The organism is Dietzia sp. NPDC055340, from assembly GCF_053645335.1.
This window is the reverse complement of sequence record NZ_JBSHML010000018.1, coordinates 23,951-42,375: the sequence shown is the minus strand read 5'-3', so window position 1 is coordinate 42,375 and position 18,425 is coordinate 23,951. Positions and strand designations below refer to the sequence as shown.

Annotated in this window: 14 protein-coding genes and 1 pseudogene; 10 read left to right on the top strand and 5 right to left on the bottom strand. The window is 69.5% G+C overall.

The genetic code is table 11. The features are described from left to right. Positions 1-14: 14 nt before the first annotated feature. Positions 15-1,604 (bottom strand): DUF222 domain-containing protein, encoded by a 1,590-nt coding sequence (locus ACWIFB_RS13500; protein WP_454058525.1) that lies wholly within the window; start codon positions 1,602-1,604, stop codon positions 15-17. Between the two features lie 234 nt (positions 1,605-1,838). Between ACWIFB_RS13500 and ACWIFB_RS13495 the strand changes: the two genes are divergently transcribed. From ACWIFB_RS13495 to ACWIFB_RS13485, 3 genes are all read left to right on the top strand, one after another. Continuing rightward, entirely contained in the window at positions 1,839-2,186 is a 348-nt protein-coding gene (locus ACWIFB_RS13495; RefSeq protein ID WP_452098423.1) for an ArsR/SmtB family transcription factor, read from the top strand. 95 nt (positions 2,187-2,281) lie between these two features. Further along, positions 2,282-3,271 (top strand): SRPBCC family protein, encoded by a 990-nt coding sequence (locus ACWIFB_RS13490; RefSeq protein WP_454058524.1) that lies wholly within the window; start codon positions 2,282-2,284, stop codon positions 3,269-3,271. After that, a complete protein-coding gene (locus ACWIFB_RS13485; protein ID WP_452098425.1) occupies positions 3,268-3,846 on the top strand; it encodes a dihydrofolate reductase family protein in 579 nt (192 codons plus the stop codon). Before ACWIFB_RS13490 ends, ACWIFB_RS13485 begins: the two co-directional genes overlap by 4 nt. Before the next feature lie 17 nt (positions 3,847-3,863). Here the strand turns inward: ACWIFB_RS13485 and ACWIFB_RS13480 are convergent, their stop codons facing one another. Both ACWIFB_RS13480 and ACWIFB_RS13475 read right to left on the bottom strand, forming a co-directional pair. After that, positions 3,864-5,615 carry a helix-turn-helix domain-containing protein gene (locus ACWIFB_RS13480; protein WP_454058523.1) on the bottom strand — a complete coding sequence of 584 codons (1,752 nt, stop codon included), beginning with the start codon at positions 5,613-5,615 and terminating at the stop codon, positions 3,864-3,866. A gap of 2 nt (positions 5,616-5,617) precedes the next feature. Continuing rightward, positions 5,618-6,397: an enoyl-CoA hydratase/isomerase family protein gene (locus ACWIFB_RS13475; RefSeq protein WP_452098427.1), complete on the bottom strand. Its 780-nt coding sequence runs from the start codon at positions 6,395-6,397 to the stop codon at positions 5,618-5,620. A 66-nt stretch (positions 6,398-6,463) separates the two neighbouring features. Between ACWIFB_RS13475 and ACWIFB_RS13470 the strand changes: the two genes are divergently transcribed. The 3 genes from ACWIFB_RS13470 (at position 6,464) to ACWIFB_RS13460 (ending at position 10,166) form a co-directional block, all read left to right on the top strand. Continuing rightward, positions 6,464-8,143: an AMP-binding protein gene (locus ACWIFB_RS13470; protein ID WP_454058522.1), complete on the top strand. Its 1,680-nt coding sequence runs from the start codon at positions 6,464-6,466 to the stop codon at positions 8,141-8,143. A 63-nt stretch (positions 8,144-8,206) separates the two neighbouring features. Next, a complete protein-coding gene (locus ACWIFB_RS13465) occupies positions 8,207-9,739 on the top strand; it encodes a sodium:solute symporter family transporter (RefSeq protein ID WP_454058521.1) in 1,533 nt (510 codons plus the stop codon). After that, positions 9,732-10,166: a hypothetical protein gene (locus tag ACWIFB_RS13460; RefSeq protein ID WP_454058520.1), complete on the top strand. Its 435-nt coding sequence runs from the start codon at positions 9,732-9,734 to the stop codon at positions 10,164-10,166. Before ACWIFB_RS13465 ends, ACWIFB_RS13460 begins: the two co-directional genes overlap by 8 nt. Positions 10,167-10,459: 293 nt before the next feature. Here ACWIFB_RS13460 and ACWIFB_RS13455 read toward each other — a convergent pair whose 3' ends face one another. Further along, positions 10,460-13,141, bottom strand: coding sequence for an ATP-dependent DNA ligase (locus ACWIFB_RS13455; protein WP_454058519.1), 2,682 nt, complete (start codon positions 13,139-13,141; stop codon positions 10,460-10,462). Positions 13,142-13,188: 47 nt separating this feature from the next. After that, positions 13,189-14,082 (bottom strand): DUF1295 domain-containing protein, encoded by an 894-nt coding sequence (locus ACWIFB_RS13450; protein ID WP_454058518.1) that lies wholly within the window; start codon positions 14,080-14,082, stop codon positions 13,189-13,191. A gap of 158 nt (positions 14,083-14,240) precedes the next feature. Here ACWIFB_RS13450 and ACWIFB_RS13445 point away from each other — a divergent pair, with 158 nt between their 5' ends. From ACWIFB_RS13445 to ACWIFB_RS13430, 4 genes and pseudogenes are all read left to right on the top strand, one after another. Further along, positions 14,241-14,651, top strand: coding sequence for a YciI family protein (locus tag ACWIFB_RS13445; RefSeq protein ID WP_452098433.1), 411 nt, complete (start codon positions 14,241-14,243; stop codon positions 14,649-14,651). 4 nt (positions 14,652-14,655) lie between these two features. Continuing rightward, entirely contained in the window at positions 14,656-15,798 is a 1,143-nt protein-coding gene (locus ACWIFB_RS13440; RefSeq protein ID WP_454058517.1) for an RNA polymerase sigma factor, read from the top strand. 63 nt (positions 15,799-15,861) lie between these two features. Further along, on the top strand, positions 15,862-16,920 hold the full coding sequence (ku, locus tag ACWIFB_RS13435; RefSeq protein ID WP_452098435.1) for a non-homologous end joining protein Ku: 1,059 nt from the start codon (positions 15,862-15,864) through the stop codon (positions 16,918-16,920). Then, positions 16,920-18,207, top strand: a pseudogene (locus tag ACWIFB_RS13430) (M20 family metallopeptidase). The gene ku and the pseudogene ACWIFB_RS13430 overlap by 1 nt, the downstream one beginning before the upstream one ends. Positions 18,208-18,425 lie beyond the last annotated feature (218 nt).

Genomic DNA, 18,425 nt, shown 5'->3' with positions numbered 1-18,425 from the left:
CCCGGCGGCGCGGCCTAGGCTGCCGACCGCCCCTGCTGCCCCGGCGGCTGCTCGGCGGATCCGCCCGTCGGCCGGAGCCGCTGCTCGGCCTGCGCCCGCAGGTACCGCCGTTCGGTGTGCCGGCGCTGCCGCCTGTGCGGCCGGCGTCCTGCCCCGGCTATGCCGTCGCCGGTCCGGCCGGCCTCCGCCGACTCCTGTTGTAGACAACTGCGCTCGGGGTGCCGCGGTGCGGCGAACTGCGCGAGCGGCCCGTTGGGGACGCTCATGATCCGCGTCCCGGGGTCCCGGTCGGGATGGTTCGGCCCGTGGATCCACACGTAGACCCCTTCGGTGTTCCGGTAGTACGCCCATAGGCCTTCGGTCTTGAGGCGATGATGCGTGCGGCAGAGACAGCCGAGATCGTCGCTTGTCGTGTGACCGCCACGGCCGGGTTCGTCATGGTCGAACGGGATGATGTGATCGAGGTCGGTCTTGTCCGCCGGGGTCTGGCATCCGGGAAATACGCAAGTGCCGTCGCGGCCCCGGCAGAAGTGGGACAGTGCCTCCGAGGGGGAGTACCGGCGCGCGCCCTCGCTGTCCGGGTCGGCGAGAGTGTCCAGCGCGTCGAGCCTTCGTCTCGCCATGCGCTGCAACTCATCGGCGGTGTAGCCGGTGACCGGACCGTATCCCGTCAGGAACAGCCCGCGGAAGTCGGGATCTCCGTCGTCATAGGAATGGATGATCACCCGCCGAGCCGCCTCTTGCGCGGCCGGATCGGTGGGGTGGCTGCCGTCGGGCTCCGGCAGACAGGTCCAGCCGCGACTCAGGGCGAGTAGGCCGGCGGCTCGGAGTTGCCCGCTGGTCCGGGAATCGTCCGCGGGGACGGTGCGTACCAGCGCCTCGATGCGGTCGGCGATCTCGATGGCGTCCACTGCGGTGAGGGTCGCGGTGATCCGGGCGAGGTCGCCCGATATGGGCGTCATCCTCACGTTCTGATCACGTCGCGTCTGCTGTGCGCGCGCATCGGCACCCACGGGGTCGCAGGCCGCGACATGCTTGCTGAGCATCTTGCGGAGAGGTCCGATTCTGGGCGGGTGCGTTCGTCGCCTGGTCGGTGCGAGGCCCTCGCAGATGCGCCGGTCGAGTTCAGGGATCAGCGTGTCCTCGACCAGTGCGGTCTCCTCGGCGATGGCGTGGGCTGCGTGGACCCCGATCCATCCGGTCGTCAGCAGTGCCGCGGTTCGCGGGAGCCGCTCGATCAATTCCACCGCTGTGGCGACGAGGCGGAATGCGCCGCGGCGCGACAAGGCCATCGACGCGCCCACCATGGTGGCGGCCGTGTCCAGCGGGTCGCGCTGCTCGTCGTGCTCGGTGGCCCTGCGAACGCAGGCATAGGCGTAGACGACGGTGCCGCCCTCGGCGGCGTTGATCACTCGTTGGGCGAGATACCCGCGTTGCTGTCCGGGGTCCCATCGGCTGAAAGCGTCCGGGACGAGCACCTCGGTGGCGGGGGCTGTGGTCGTGGTGAATCCCGGCGGCGGCTCGAATCTCTGCTCGAACTGCGTGGTGAGCGCCTCGGTCGAAGGGGCCGACTTCTGGGTGGTGAAGGGGTGGTTGGTCGTCATGTGATCGACTGTATGTTCGAGTTACGACATTGTTGACCGGCGGGATTGTCGGGGCCGGCGGAATCGGGATGCGACAGGTGCGGGGCGGGGTGGCACTCGGGACCGCCCCGGCGCGTTGACCTGCAGTGCCCTGAACCACCCTTTCAGGGCAGTCCAGGTCAAGGGCCGGGCCCGGGAGGATTCCGCGGCGTCAGCTATTGACGGGCGGGCGTGTTCGGCCTAGCGTGATACCAAATGGTTCTACATCAACCGTACGAGACGGACTTCAGCGATGCCGACGTCGACCGGATCTTCCGAGCGCTGGCTGATGCCACGCGCCGCGACATCGTCCGGCGCACGCTCGTCGAGGAGGCGTCCGTCTCCGAACTCGCCGAGCGGTACGCGATGTCGTTCGCGGCGGTCCGTAAGCACGTCAACGTCCTCGAGGAGGCCGGGTTGATCAGCAACAACCGCATCGGCCGAGAACGCCGGATCCGCGGCAATCCCGAGACCATCCGCACCGCACAGGGCCTGCTCACCAGCTATGAACAGCTGTGGCGCGGCCGTATCGACCGCCTCGATGCGTTCCTGGCCGAAGACTGAACGACCCTGGTCGGAAACCGAGGAAGGAGGACCGCGAAAGGTACTGGCCCGCCACGTCCCACCACGCAGGCCGATCTCATCCCTGGAGGCTCACAATGCCCATCACCTCAGTAGCCAAGGACCCGGAGGCGCTGACCCTCGTCGTCGTCGCCGATTTCACCGTTCCGCTCCGGCGTCTCTGGGACGCCTACGCCGACCCGCGCCAACTCGAGAAGTTCTGGGGGCCACCCACGTGGCCCGCGACGTTCGTCCGCCACGACCTCGCGCCCGGCGGTCTGTCCGAGTACTACATGACCGGCCCCGACGGTGACCGCTCCGGCGGCTACTGGGAGTTCCTGGCGGTCGCGGAGGGACGCTCGTTCGAGGTCCTCGACGGCTTCACCCGCGACGACGGCGAGCCCAACACCGACATGCCGTCCATGCGTATGGTCTTCGAGTTCGCCGAGACGGACGGCGGCTCGCGCCTCACCACGACCACCCACTTCAACAGCCTGCCCGAACTCGAGCAACTCCTCGAGATGGGCATGGAGGAGGGCATGACCTCCGCCATGGGGCAGATCGACGACGTGCTCGCCGACCTGCGGAGCTTCGCCGCCGACCGCGCCACGAGCGCCCAACTGCTGTCCGACACCACGGTCCGGATCAGCCGGGTCGTGCGCGGGACCCCGGAGCAGGTGTGGGCCGCCCACCACGATCCGGAACTGCTGCGGCAGTGGTGCTACGGGCCCGAAGGCTGGGAGTTCACCGAATGTGTCACGAGCACGAAGCCGGGGGACCGGCACCGCTACGCGTACGCGCCGACCAACGGCACGGAAGGCCAGGGGTTCGCCCTGGTCGGCGAGCTGCTGGAGACCGACCCACCGCATCGCGAGGTGTTCCTGGAGACGATGGAGGGCGTCGACGGCCCGCCCACCCGCAACGAGCAGACGCTCACCCCCGTCGACGGTGGCACGCTGATCTCGCTCGTGGTGACCTACGACAGCCGCGAACAGCGCGACGCGATCCTGGGCACCGGCATGACCGACGGCATGGAGATCAGCTACGCGCGCCTGGAGGAAACTGTGCTGGCAGGAGGACGCCCATGAGGACCCTGATCATCACGGCATTCGTCTCGCTCGACGGCGTGATGGAGGCCCCGGGTGGAGAAGAGGGATACCGCAACGCGGGGTGGACGTACCGGAACGTGGCGTTCGACCCGGCCGCATACGAACTCAAGGGGCGGGAGCAGGAGGAGGCTGCGGCGCTGCTGCTGGGCCGCCGGAGCTATGAGGCGTTCGCGCCGATCTGGCCCACGATGACCGACGACTTCGCCCGCTACAACGAACTGCCCAAGTACGTGGTGTCGGAGACGCTGCGCAATGAGGATCTGGTGGACGACTGGGGGCCGATCGCCATCCTCCGGTCGGTGGAGGAGGTGGCTCTTCTCAAGGAGACCGAGGGCGGCCCGATCCTGGTGCAGGGCAGCGGGACGCTCGGGCACGCGCTCGCCGACGCCGGGCTGGTGGACCGCTACCACCTGCTGGTCTTCCCCCTGCTCCTCGGCGCCGGCAAGCGCCTGTTCAGTGCGGCCGACAGGGACGCGCAGTCGCTGGCGCTGGTCGAGCACGAGGCTTACGGGAACGGGATCCAGAAGATGATCTACGACGTGGTGCGCTCGTAGGCCTGGGCGGGAGCTGCTCAGGCCCCGCGGAGCTCGGACATGCGCAACGCGAGGCGTAGTTCGAGCGCGCGGTCGCCCCGCCGCCAGCCCGGGCCCAGGACGGCGTCGAGTCGCTCGAGCCGTTGATACACCGTGTTGACGTGCACGAACAGTCGCGCGGCGGTGGCCGACGGGCTGCCCTCGGCTGCGAACCACGCCTGCAACGTCTCGAGTAGGGCGGTGCCGCGCGCGCGGTCACTGGCGCGGACGGGTCCCAGGTGACTCTCGATGAATCGGCCCACGAATTCGCGGTCGACCTCGCTGAACAGCAGGCCGTACAGCCCCAGCTCCTCGGTCGCCGCGCCGTCGCCTTCGCGGTCCAGGGCGATGAGCAGCCGGGCGGCCCGCCGGGCTCGTTCCACGTGGTCGACGACTCCGCCTCCGCCGTCGGCCCCGTCGAGTCCGGGCAGGCCGGCGATGGGACCGGAGGCGCCGACCGTGGCGCGGTGGGATGACAGGCGGCCGGCCGCGTCCCGCGCGGTGGCGCCGGCGTCCGATCCGGGAAGGAGCATCACGGCCCGGTCGCCATAGGTGGTGACCAGCCCGCCGGCGGTGCGGGCGAGTGCGCGACATTCGGTCTGCAGGGCACGCGTCATGCGGGATTCTGGCGGGGTGATGACCATCGCGACGAGGTCCGAGTCCACATTCACCCCGAGCAGGTCGGCGCGCCGGCTGAGGGACTCGAGGTCGTGCTCGCCGGGAGAGAGGAGCTCGGCGAGCAGCTCGCCCCGCACGCGGTTGTCGGCCTCGTCGCGCGCCTGGTGGCCGAGGAGGAACAGGGCGATCACGGACGCGACCCGGACCAGTGCGACGCCGGCCGTCGGGGCGCCGCCGCGGCTGCCGAACGTGACGTAGCCGAGGTGGTCGGGGCCGGTGACGATCGGGGTGACGACGACGACGTGGCCGTCCACACGCCGGGAGATGAGTCCGGCCGGTCGCTCCTGGTCCGTCGTGACCTCGTGCAGGACCCGCAGGAGCAGGTCGACCGGCGGCCCCTCGGTGGACCGGGCGGAGCCCAGCTCCCGGTGGGCGAGGTCGTACACGGCTGCGGTGCCGCCTTCGATGTCCACGAGCAGGTCCACGATCTCGGGCACCGTGGCCCCGCCCACCACCAGCTCGGTGAGTCGCTGATGGGTCTCGACGGTGGAGGCGAGGGTCGCGGTGCGGGCGCGTTCGGCGTCCAGGGCGTCGCGGGTCTCGTCGAGTTCCCGGCGGCGCCGTGATGCGCGTTCGGCGGCGGTGAGTGCGGCGGAGATCTGGTCGGCGAGCAGCGCGAGCAGGGTGATCTCGTCCTGCGCGAAGTCCCGTTCGGAGCGGTCCGAGGTGAACAGCATCCCGGTGAGGCGGCCGTGGGTACGGACGGGGACGCCGAGGATCGCCAGAACGCCCTCGTCGATGATGATCGGGTCGATGACGTGCGTGTACTGCTCGTCTGCCAGGTAGTTGCGGGTCCAGCGCGGGGCCATGGCTTCGGCCACCTGACCGCCCAGTCCGAGTCCCATGCCGAGCCGGATGGTGTCGAACTTGGGGCTGGTGGCGCCCTCGGCCATCCGCATGTACGTGTCGCCTCGCTCGGGGTCGAGCAGCATGACGTAGGCGAGATCGGTCCCCACGAGCTGGCGGGCCCTGCGGATGGCGATGTGCAGGACCGCGTCCTCGTCCTGGGCGGAGGCCAGTTCGGCGGCCGCGTCCAGGACATCGCGGAGCCCGCGGGTGAGGTCGGCGGACACGGTCAGCGGCCGGTGAACCCGGCCTTGCCGGGACCGTTGTCGATGAACGACTGCATGCCGATCTGGCGGTCCTCGGTGGCGAACAGGGCCGCGAACAGGGCGCGCTCGATGCTCAGCCCGGTGTCCAGGTCCACCTCGATGCCGCGGTCGACGGCTTCCTTGACCGCCCGGAGTGCGATGCGGGGGCCGCCCACGAACTGCCGGGCCCACTCGAGAGCGCGGGCGGTGGACTGCCCGTCGGGGACGACCTCCTCGACGGCGCGGAGTTCGAGGGCCTCGGCAGCGGTGAGGGTGCGGCCGGTCAGGCACAGGTCCTTGGCCACGGCCGGACCGACGAGCCGTGCCAGTCGCTGGGTGCCGCCGGCGCCGGGGATGATGCCGAGCAGGATCTCGGGCTGTCCGAGCTTGGCCTTTGACTCGGCGATCCGGCGATCGCAGCAGAGGGCGAGCTCCATGCCGCCGCCCAGGGCCGCGCCGGTTATCGCGGCGACGGTGGGCTGGGGGATCGCGGCCACGGCGGTGAACGCCGACTGCAGGTCGCGGGCCTCGGAGACCATCTGCGCATACGACATGTCGCGCATCTCCTTGATGTCCGCGCCGGCCGCGAAGACGCGATCGCTACCGGTGAGGACCACGGCCTCCACGTCGTCGCGCCCCGAGACCTCCGAAGCGACTGCACGCAGTTCTTCCTGCATCGCACGGGACAGGGCGTTGACCGGCGGACGGTTGAGCGTGATCAGTGCGACGCCGTCTGTCATATCCAGGGATAGGGATTCATACATCGAAGGGCTCCAAGGCTAGGGGGAATCTCCATTGTATGTGAATCAGACCACTCCTACGGTCAGGGCATGCAGAACAACGTGAGTGAGGTCACAGATCGGCGGGCGGTTCCCTGGCGCCCGCCCCTCGAGCCCGACGGCTTCCACTGGGAGATCCCGGAGCGATTCAACATCGGTGCCGCGTGCACTGACGCGCATCCGCCGGAATCCCCCGCGATCGTGGTGGACCGCGGCGACGCCCCACCGGAGATCACGACCTTCGGCGACCTCGGCGCCCGTGCCCGCCGGCTCATCACCTTCCTGCGCGACCACGGGGTCGGTGAGGGCGACCGCATCGCGGTGATGTGCGCACAGTCCGCCGAGACCGCCGTGGCCCACATGGCCGCATATCTGATGGGCGCCATCGCGGTGCCGCTGTCGGTGAAGTTCGGCCCGGAGGCGGCCCTGTTCCGCATGGGCGACTCGGGCGCGGTCGCCGCCGTGTTCGACGCGGACTGCCACGAGCGTCTCGCCGACGAGCTCGCCGGGCTGCCCGAGCTGCGCCTCGTCCTCGTCACCGGGGCCGAGCCGGAGGCCCCAGCGAGACCGGGGGAAGATGCGCTCACCGTGCTCCCGCTGTCGGTCACGGATTCGGCCGACGTCGCCGTCGTCGTTCCCGGCACCGGTCCCGACGACCCCGCGCTGCTCATCTACACCTCCGGGACCACCGGCCAGCCCAAGGGCGCCCTCCACGGTCATCGCGTGGTGCTGGGTCACATGCCCGGGGTGGTGCGCGCGCTCGACGGCTTCCCCCGGCCCGCCGCGACCGGTGAGACCGGCGACGTGTTCTGGACCCCCGCCGACTGGGCCTGGGCCGGCGGCCTCCTCGACGTGCTGCTGCCCAGCCTCTACAGCGGCGTCCCCGTGGTGGCCTCCGATCGTCGACCGAGCCCCGAGACCGTCGAGCACGCCCTCCGGCGACACGGTGTGACCTGCTCGTTCCTGCCCCCGACCATTCTCAAGATGATGCGTGCCTCCGACGTGGACTACTCCCACACCGGACTACGGGCCGCGTTCTCGGGCGGCGAGGCACTGGGCGAGGCCGTGGCCGAATGGGCACGCGAGTCCCTCGGTGTGCGGGTCAACGAGATCTACGGGCAGACCGAATGCAACCTCATCGTGGGCACCTGCCACGCCCGATTCGACACCCCGCCCGGCTCTATGGGCCGTCCCACACCCGGGTTCGACCTGGTGCTGCTCGACGAGATCGGTCACCCTGTCGGCCCCGGGGCGGTGGGCGAGATCTGCGTGCGACTCCCCAGCCCCAACGCCTTCCTGCGCTACTGGAACGCCCCCGACAAGACGGCGGAGAAGACCGCCGACGACGTGCTGCACACCGGTGACCTGGCGACGGTCGACGACCACGGGAACTACTGGTTCTCGGGCCGCAACGACGACCTGATCTCGACCGCCGGCTATCGGGTGGGCCCCGGCGAGATCGAGGACCAGATCCTGCGGCACCCGTCCGTCGAGATGGTCGCGGTGATCGGCGTGCCGGACGAGCTACGGGGAGAGGCGATCGTCGCGTACATCGTCGCCGCTGACGGTGTCACCGGCTCCGACGAGTTGGCCGCCGAGATCCAGGCCTTCGTCAAGGAGCGCCTGGCCTTCTACCAATATCCGCGGGAGGTCGTCTTCCTGGACGAGCTGCCCACCACCAACACCGGCAAGATCCGCCGGGCGCAGCTGCGCTCGGATCACGGGCGCTGAACCCTCCATTTTCCCGAAAACTGACTCCTTCTCAAAGACTGTCTTCTTCTCAAAGGATCTGCAATGAACAATCCCGTAGTCATAGGCGTGGTGCTGGCCTACTTCGTGCTGATGTTCGCCATCGGCGCGTGGGCCAACACCAAGATGAAGTCGGCGAAGGAGTTCCTGGTGGCCGGGCAGTCCCTCGGCTTCTTCGTGATGGCCATCGCGAGCTTCTCCTCCATCCAGTCCGGCTGGGGCATGGTCGGCGGCACCGGCCAGACCTACGCGTGGGGCTTCCAGGCCCTCATCGCCGTGGGACTCTTCGCGCCGTTCGGCTTCGCCGTGGCCTGGTTCCTGCTGGGCAGCCGACTTAACTGGATCGGCAAGAAGCACAGCGTCTACTCGGTGCCCGACCTCATCCGCGTGCGCTTCCAGGACAAGACCTCGCACGCCACCATGTCCGTCGCGGTGTTCGTGGCGGCTGTGGCCTACATGACGGCACAGGTCACCTCGATCGGAGTGATCATCTCGCTGCTGCTCGGCACCTCGGTCGCGACCAGCGCGTGGATCGGCTCCCTCGTCGTGGCCGCGTACACGATGGCCGGCGGCATGCTCGCGGCCGTGTGGACCGACCTCGTGCAGGGCGTGCTGATGGTGGTCATGTCCGTGGGGCTGTTCTTCTTCGCCATCCAGATGGCCGGCGGATGGGTCCCCATGCTCGACACCATCTCCTCGGCCAGCGCCGAACTCCTGTCGATCGACGGCGTCAAGTCGCCGACCTACATCTTCGCCTTCGGGCTGCTGATCTTCGTCGGCGCCGTGGGACAGCCGCAGCTGCTCACCAAGTTCCTCATGCTGCGCGACATGACCCAGCTCAAGTGGGGCGCGGCGGTGGCCGGCATCGCGTACGGCGTCACGACCCTGTTCTCGGTCGGGATCGGCCTGGCCACCCGGTCCATGGTGGTGACCGGGGACGCCCCCGAGCTGGCGAACATCGACGACACCGCCATTTGGTTCCTCGATTCGGTCACCCACCCGATCGTCGGCGGCATCGCGCTGACCGGGCTGCTGGCCGCGATCATGTCCTCGGCCTCGAGCTTCATCACCATCGGCGCGTCCTCGATGATGCGTGACCTGCCCTCCGCGTTCGGTATCAAGGTGGTCCGCGAACTGCTGTGGAGCCGCATCTCGAGCCTGGTCCTGGTCGTCCTGTCCGTGCTGCTCACCCTGTTCCTTTCCCAGGTGGTGTTCCTGCTCGGCGCGTTGGGGTGGGCCGCCTTCGCCGCAGCGATCGTCGGGCCCGTGGTGATGTCGATCTACTGGCATCGCGCCACGGCCACCGCCGCGACCGTCACCGTGATCTTCGCGATCGTCGGCAATCTCGTGATCAGTTCCCTGGCCGCACGAGAGGTCATCACGATGCCCGCGTACATGCAGGTCGGCGGCATCTCGCTGCTCGTGTCGATCCTGCTGTTCTATGTGGTCTCGCTCATGACCTCCAACCGCCACCCCGATGCCACGCTGGCCCATCTCTACGGCGGGCCGACCACGTCGAGCGATGGCGCGGCTGCTCGTGTCTCCGCCGTATCCACCGAAAGGAACGACCATGTCTGAGCCCGTTCTCGACGCCGCCCTGGCCCCCGAGCCCGACCACAAGCGCGCGGACATGTTGATCCACGCCTTCGCCGCGGTCAGCGCGTTCGCGCTGGTCGGCATGCTCATCGATGTGTGGCAGATGGTGTTCCTCACCGTGCCGCTGTTCGCGGTGGTCCTGATGCTCAAGGGTTCGTTGCGTTCCGACGGCACCTGGGAGAGGCAGTCCACGATCGGGATCGTCGGGTACTGCGCGGTCCTGGCCGGTCTCGTGGCGTGGTCGATCCTGTCCTACAGCAGCGACACCAAGCTCTGGGGCATTCCGATCTCCATGGCCGTGATCGTCTACTTCATCTGGCCCTACACCGCCGTGGTGGCCGGACTGCTCTATGCGTTCGTGTTCGACCGCACGATCGACGAGAAGCGGCTCGCCGGGATCGCTCCCTGAGTCCGCCCGACCACGACCGGCGCGCCTGACCTGGGGTGCTCTGCAGACGCCGTGCAGGGCGCCCCATGTCAGCGGACATACTTCACGCCTGATCCGGGCGGGGCTCGGGTGGGGCTCCGGGCGGGAAGTGGGCCCAGGACGTCGGTGGCCGCGGCCGTGATGGCAGCCCTCGTGGCACGGCCGCGCGGTGGCGCGTGCGTGACTGAACCGCCGTGACCTGCGGTGCCCTGAACAGCCTCTCCAGGGCACCGCAGGGCAGCGGGGTCGCACTCGACTCGGGTACGGACGCGTGTTTACAGATCCCCGGGCAGCTTGTCGCGGCGGATGTCGCGCCAGGCGGGCTGGCGCATGTGGCCGTCGTCCGTAAAACCCTGATGGCGGACCTCCACGACGAGCCTGGGCAACACCCAGATCGCGTCGCGGCGCGCGTCGGAGGGCAATTGCCCGACGAACGGACTGGACTTGCGCCGCAGCGGTTCGAGTTCGTCGAGCATCGCCCGCCGCTGCCGGTCGGTGAAGCCGGTGCCCACCCGGCCGATGTAGGTCAGGCCGGTCTCCGTGGGCAGCCCGAGGAGCAGCGAGCCGAGCCCGCCGGAGAGGCCGCCCTTGCCCGGCCGCCACCCGCCCACCACGGCGTCGGTGGTGGTGAGCAGCTTCTGTTTGAGCCAGGCTCGCGACCGCCGCCCCGACTCGTACCGGGAGTCGCGACGCTTGGCGACGATGCCCTCCCAGCCGAACTCCTCCGCCTCCGCGAGGGCACGATCGCCGGGTCCGTCCAGCACTCCCGGCACCTGCACGCGCGGGACCTCGGCCAGTGGGGGCGTGAGAAGATCCAGTACCTCCCGCCGCCGCGACCATGGCTGCGAGCGTAGGTCCACGCGATCGAGCTCCAGTACATCGAAGACGAACAGATGCACCGGTGCGATCGAGGCATCCGTCCCCTCGGCCCCTGCCTGTTTGGCCAGCGCCGTGAAGTCCGGGACGCCGGCGGAGTCGAGCACCACGAGCTCGCCGTCGAGCACCGCCGGCCGGCCCAGCGCCTGCGCGAGACCGGGGAAACCGTCGGTGAGCCAGTCCATAACGTTGCCGTTGCGGCTGACCATGCGGGCCTGCTCGCCGTTCGTCGCCACCGTCACGCGGTAGCCGTCCCACTTGCCCTCGAACGCCCACTTCTCGCCGGGCAGCTCGGTCACCGTGGCGGCGGTGGGGATCATCGGCAGCGGGGGAGCGTCGGTTCGGTCGGCGCCGCCGGACCCGCTGCCCGAGTCGCCGGACGATCCGCCGCCCGAGCGCCGGGCGGCCCCCCTGCCCGACCCTCGTGCCCGCTTGTCGCCCTCGGGATACGACGACTTGGGGTTGTCGCGCCCCCCGTAGAAGGAGTCGGGCGACTGGTCCTTCATGTATTGCACGATCCACTGGTTCTTCTCCGCGCTGGTGCGCACGAGCACGTATCGGCCGGAGACCTTGTCGCCGTGCAGCCACACGATGATCTCGTCGGAGCGCCACTTTTCGCACTCGTACCAGCCCTGATCCCAGATGGTCATGTGGCCGGCGCCGTACTCGCCCTTGGGGATGGTGCCCTCGAACGTCTCGTAGCCGAGCGGGTGGTCCTCGGTGTTCACCGCCAGCCGCCGGTCCTTGGGCTCGGTCGGCAGGTTCTTGGGCACGGCCCACGACGCCAGCACCCCGTGATGTTCGAGCCGCAGGTCGTAGTGCAGGCGGCGGGCGTGGTGCTCCTGGATGACGAAGATCGGTCCGTCGTCTCCTGAGCGATCGGTCTCGACCTCACCCTCGAACGGCTCCGGCGTGTTCCGGCGATCCCGCTTGCGCCGGTACTCGGCCAGGCTCGTGACCACGGCGTCCTCGCTGGCGGGCTCGGCGTCGCAGCCCTCGACGTCGGTCGAGCTGGTGTCGGCGGGCTCGGGGTCCTCGTCATCGGACGACGACGACGAGCTCTTCTTGCCGCCCCTCGATTTCTTGGCCCGCGATGCCGAACCGGCCGAGGACTTCCCGCCTTCGGATCCAGCCTTCTTTGCCGGGGTCTTCTTCGCGGCCGATTTAGTGGCCGACTTCTTCTTGGCCGAACCGGAACCGGAACCTGAGCCCTCGAGCCCGTCGAGGAGGTCGCCGTCGGAGTCCAGCCGCTTGAGGACGTCGTCCCAGTGCAGGTGCGCGAGTCCGCCGTCGCCGAGTTCCTCCCAGGAGCGGGGCGCGGCGACCCAGGGTTCGGCGCGCCCTCGCAGGGAGTAGGGAGCGACGGTGGTCTTGGCGCCGCTGTTCTGGCTCCAGTCCACGAACACCTTGCCCGAGCGGATCGAGCGCTTCATGGTGGCGGTGACCAGGTCGGGCGTCTGCTTCTCCAATGACTGCGCGATCTGCTTGGCCACGGCGGCGGCGCTCTTGGACGTCACCGCCCGGTCCAGGCGGGCGTAGAGGTGGATGCCCTTGGAGCCGCTGGTCACGGGGAATGCGTCCAGCCCGGCCTCGGAGAGGAGGTCGCGGACGCGCAGGGCCACCTTCGCCGTGGTGTCGAGATCCACGTCCTCGCCGGGGTCCAGGTCGATGACGATGCGCCGTGTGCGCCCGGGCTCGGCGTTCTCGAGGGTCCACTGCGGCACGTGCAGTTCGAGGGAGGCCTGCTGCGCGAACCACGCCAGCGTCGCGGGGGAGTCGAGCACCGGGTAGCGAACGGTGCGCGAGGAATGCTCGATGGCGACCCGCGGTACCCAGTCGGGCGCGTGCTGGGGGAGATTCTTCTCGAAGAACGACTTGTCGTCTGTGCCATCGGGCCAGCGCTTGCGGGTGACCGGCCGGCGGCCGGCGTATGTCATGAGCAGCGGCGCGACGGCCAGGTAGTACTCCAGCACCTCGGCCTTGGTGGTGCCGGTGGTCTCGTAGAGCACCTTGTCGGGATGGGTGAAGCGCACGGTCTGCCCGTCGACCTCCACCGATTCCTTTTGCCCCTTGCTAGCCATGGCCCCACTCTCGCATCTGCGTCCGACGCCGGCGACCGGCATCGGTCCTACACAGGAGTCCTCTCTGCCGGCATCTTCCTGGGCGGGCGCGGAACGAACCGAGACACCCGCTCGACGACCCGGGCGTAGTCGGGACGACGTTCGAGGCTTCGCCGCTCCATCATCGGGATACTCACCGCCAGGAACATCGCCACCATGGCGGCGACGCCCGAGAACACCCACCACGAGCCGGGGTGGGCCGCGAAGCCGAACAACGCCATCGAGAACCAGATCCCGCACTCGCCGAAGTAATTGGGATGCCGGGACCACGACCACACCCCGGTGTCCATCACCTGGCCCGGCGTGCGGGTGGCGAGGAACCGATGCATCTGCAGATCGGCGATCGTCTCCAGGGCCAGCGCGGCCACGCCCACTACGAAGGCGACAACGTCGAGCCACCCGAGCGGCTCGCCGGCCCTTGTGGCGACCACATAGACCGGGATGAGACCCGCGAAGACCTGCAGGGTCGGGAAGACGTGGATGCCGAGCAGGTCGGCGGCGAACTCGAAGCGGCCGGCTCTCGCCCGGACCATCGGGTACCGCCAGTCCTCGTGGTGCATGCCGGGGAAGGTGCGGATCCAGTTCGCGGTCAGGCGGACCGCCCACGCCAGCAGTACGGTCATCATCAGCCACCAGCGGGCGTCGTCCACCCCTGCGTCCGCGGCAACCCACCAGTAGAAGGCCAGCAGCGGCGGAATGACCGACCAGTAGGCGTCGTAGAAACTCGAGTTCCCGTAGATCCGGCTGGCCGCGAAGACCACCAGCGTGGCGATCAGGTCGGCGATCAAGCCGTCCAGCCACAGCCGGCCGGTGTCCGGCCCCCACGTCAGCCAGGCGAGTCCCGCGGCGACGGCGATGACGTAGACGACCCCGATCCGCAGAAGTGACGCCCCTCGGCCCATGGGAGGAGGGTAATGAGCGCCGCCCGCCCGGGCCGGCAAAACGGCGGAATCCGGTGCGACACGGCGGCGCCGCGCCTGGTGGTGTCGAGAACCCGATAGCGGTTCCGTCCCCCTGGTGAAGCGACCACACTGGGTCGCACGACCCGAGGAGGACCGTCATGGCCAAGTACCTGATGCTCAAGCACTACCGGGGTTCCGCCCCCGAGCAGCCCACCTATCCACCCATGGCCGAGTGGACGCCTGAGGAGGTGTCCGCGCACATCCAGTACATGAACGACTTCGCTGCCCGGTTGGAGGAGTCCGGCGAGTACGTGGACGCCAACGCGCTGTCGGAGTCGGGGACATGGGTGCGGTTCGACGGGGAGGGGCGTCCGCCGCTGACGGACGGTCCCTTCGCCGAGACCAAGGACCTCATCGCCGGCTGGATGGTGATCGACGTGGCCGGCTACGAGCGTGCGGTGGAACTGGCCGGCGAGTTGTCCGCCGCCCCGGGGCCCGGTGGGGAGCCGATCCGCGAATGGCTCGAGTTGCGGCCACTGCTCACCGGTATGGGGGAGGTCGAGGGCTGAGCCCGTGGATGATCCGGATCTGCGGGCGCTGACCCCGCAGGTGATCGGCGTCCTCGTCCGGCGCGGGGCGGATTTCGCGGCGGCCGAGGACGCCGTGCAGGAAGCACTGCTCGAGGCGCTGCGCTCCTGGGCCGTCGATCCGCCGCGCGACCCCCGCGCCTGGTTGATCACGGTGGCGTGGCGCAGGTTTCTCGACGCGACCCGGTCGGAGGCCGCCCGTCGGCGCCGCGAGGAGGTGATCGAGGTTGAGCGTGCAGATGAGGCGACGGGGCCAGCGATGGATGACACCCTGTGGCTGTACTTCCTGTGCGCCCACCCGTCGTTGCCCGTGCCCTCGGCCATCGCGCTGACACTGCGCGCGGTGGGAGGACTGACCACCCGCCAGATCGCCCGTGCGTTCCTGGTGCCGGAGGCGACCATGGCGCAGCGCATCAGCCGCGCCAAGCGCACCCTCGCCGGCCGACGGCTGGACCGGCCCGGCGACGTGGCGACCGTGCTGCGGGTTCTGTACCTGGTGTTCAACGAGGGGTACACCGGGGAGGTGGACCTGGCCGCCGAGTCGTTGCGCCTCGCGCGGCAGCTGTCGAGGTCGATCGACCACCCCGAGGTTCGGGGATTGTTGGCGCTCATGGTGCTCCATCACGCGCGCCGGGCGGCCCGGACGGACGACCACGGCGAGCTGGTGCCCCTCGCCGAGCAGGACCGGAGCCGGTGGGATCAGGGCGCGATCGCCGAGGGCATCGCGATACTGCAGGCGGCGCTCGCACGCGATCAGCTGGGGGAGTACCAGGCACAGGCGGCGATCGCCGCACTGCACGCCGACGCCCCATCCACCACCGAGACGGACTGGGTGCAGATCGTGGAGTGGTACGACGAGCTGCTGGCCCTGCGTGAGAACCCAGTCGCGCGGTTGAACCGGTCGGTGGCGGTGGGGCACGCCGACGGCGCGCACGCCGGGCTGGCCGCTCTGGCCGAGGTGCCGGAGACGCTGGCGAGGCGCAGCGCGGCGCAGGCGTACTTGTACGACATGGCAGGGGACCGCGCGCGGTCGCGCGAGCTCTACCGCCGAGCGGCCTCGGAGGCGACCTCATTGCCCGAGCAGCGGTACCTCGCACGGAAGGCGGGCGAAGGCGTGGGGGCGCCATGACCGACGCGAGCGCGCCATGCCCGTCCGGCTGCCCCGGGCCCCGATCCGGCGCATACTGCCCCCATGCGATCCATCTGGAAGGGCGAGGTCTCCTTCGGCCTGGTGAACGTGCCGGTCAAGGTCTACGCGGCGACGGAGGACCACGATCTGCGGGCGCGGCAGGTCGACAAGAACGACGGCGTGCGAATCCGCTACAAGCGGGTGCGTGACGACAACGGCGACGAGGTCGAGTACGGCGACATCGCCAAGGCGTACGAGTCCGACGAGGGCGAGATGGTGATCCTGACCAAGGAGGACCTGGCCAGCCTGCCCGTTGAGCAGAACCACGAGATCGAGGTCACCGAGTTCGTGCCCGCCGATCAGGTGGACCCGGTGGCTTTCGACAACGCCTATTTCCTGGAGCCGGCGTCGCGCTCGAACCGCGCGTACATCCTCATGCGTGAGGCTCTCGAGTCGACTGATCGGCTGGCTATCTGCACGTTCACGCTGCGCAACCGGACCCGCCTGTGTGCTCTACGGGTGTATAAGGACGTGTTGATGCTGCAGACGCTGCTGTGGCCGGACGAGATCCGCCCGGCGATCCTTGAGGGGCTGGACAAGGAGGCCACGGTGCGGCCGCAGGAGGTCAAGATGGCGGCGTCGCTCATCGAGACCATGGCGGCGGATTTCGAGCCGGAGAAGTACGAGGACGACTACCAGAACCAGCTCAAGGAACTCATCGAGGCCAAGGCCGCCGGTGGTGAGGCATTCACGGTGGAGGAGCGGGAGAGCTCCGACGACGACGGGGACGACGAGGTCGCCGACCTCCTCGCCGCCCTGCGCGCGAGCGTGAAGGACCGCGGCGGGGACGTGGATGACTCCGACGACGACAAGCCCGACGACGACAACGGTTCCGGTTCCCCGACAAAGGCAGCGGCCAAGAAGAGCACCAGGTCGTCCACCAAGAAGGCCCCGGCCACGAAGTCGGCGGAGAAGAAGTCCGCCGCGAAGAAGCCTGCCGCGAAGAAGGCCGCCGCGAAGAAATCCACGGCCAAGAAATCGACGGCGTCGAAGTCGACAGCCAAAAAGGCCCCGGCCACGAAGTCGACGGCCCGCAAGACGCCGGCCAAGAAGTCGGCCTGATGGCCGGCCGGACCGTTCCCGACCCGGCCGCCGAGCTGGCCGACCGCGCGGCGGACCTTCTCCCGTGGCTCCGCGACCTCTATCGCCATTTCCACCGGCATCCGGAGCTCAGCATGACAGAGCATGCGACGGCGGACCGGATCGAGCGGGAGCTCGCCGCGCTGGGTCTCGAACCGCAGCGCATCGCCGGGACCGGTGTCGTGGCGGTCATCGGGAACGGCGAGGGGCCCACGGTCCTGGCCCGCGCGGACATCGACGCGCTGCCGATCGAGGAGGACACCGGCCTGGAGTACGCCTCCCAGGCCCCGGGGGTCATGCACGCGTGCGGCCATGACGCGCACGCGGCGGCGCTGCTGGGCGCCACTCGCGTCCTGTCCGAGAACCGCGACGAGTGGTCGGGCACGTATATCGCGGTGTTCCAGCCGGGAGAGGAGACGGCCGCCGGTGCTCGGGCAATGGTTGACGACGGCCTGCTCGAGCGGGTCCCGCGGCCGGACGTGGCGCTGAGTCAGCACGTCATGCCCACGGCGGCGGGCACGATCGGCACGGTGGCGGGTCCGGTGCTCTCGGCCGGCGACTCTCTCAAGATCACGATCCACGGCCGGGGCGCGCACGGCTCGGTGCCGCACACGGCGGTGGACCCGGTGGTGGCGTCGTCGATCGTCCTGCGGCTGCAGACCGTCGTCTCGCGCGAGGTGGAGCCGGGCACGTTCGCGGTGCTGACGGTCGGTTCGATCTCCGCGGGCGCCAAGGCCAACATCATCCCGGACTCGGCCGAGCTGCTGCTCAACATCCGCACGTACGACCCGGCGGTGCGCGAGCAGGTGATCTCGGCGATCGAGCGCATCGTCCGCGCGGAGTGTGTGGCGGCCGGGGCCCCGGCCGATCCGGACTTCCTCTACTACGACCAGTACCCGCTCACCCGCAACGACCCTGCGGTCACGGACACGGTCACCGAGGCCTTCGTCGCCTACTTCGGCGCGCGCGGTGTACGAGGCCGGTCGGGTCACAGCGTCGGAGGATTTCTCCCTGATTCCGGACGCGTTCGGTGTGCCGTACACGTACTGGACCGTCGGCTCGGTGGACCCCGACCGCTACCGGGACGCGCTCTCCCCGGGCATGGTGGGTCGCGAGATCCCGGCCAACCACTCGCCGCGCTTCGCGCCGCTGGAGGAGCCGAAGCTCCTCACGGCCACGCGCGCGCAGGTGGTGGCGGCGCTGGCCTATCTGGGCGCCGAGCGTCCGGCTGCGGCAGCACGCCCGAACGGGGGCTCCGAACTCACTTGACAGTTGTGAAGTCGCAGATGTGTGGCTACCCTCGGGTTTGTCGGTGGCGAAAGCTGATATCCCCCCGCCAGCTGTCGCCGACTCTGCAGCGATGTGCGGATGCCGCAGACCCGCCCCCCGGGTCGCGACCCCGCGTCGTGCGTCAGAATCGCCGGGGCCGCGTTGTCCCCCCTCCGCGGCCCCGGCGATTCCCTTATTTGGCCCATCCGGGCGTCGGG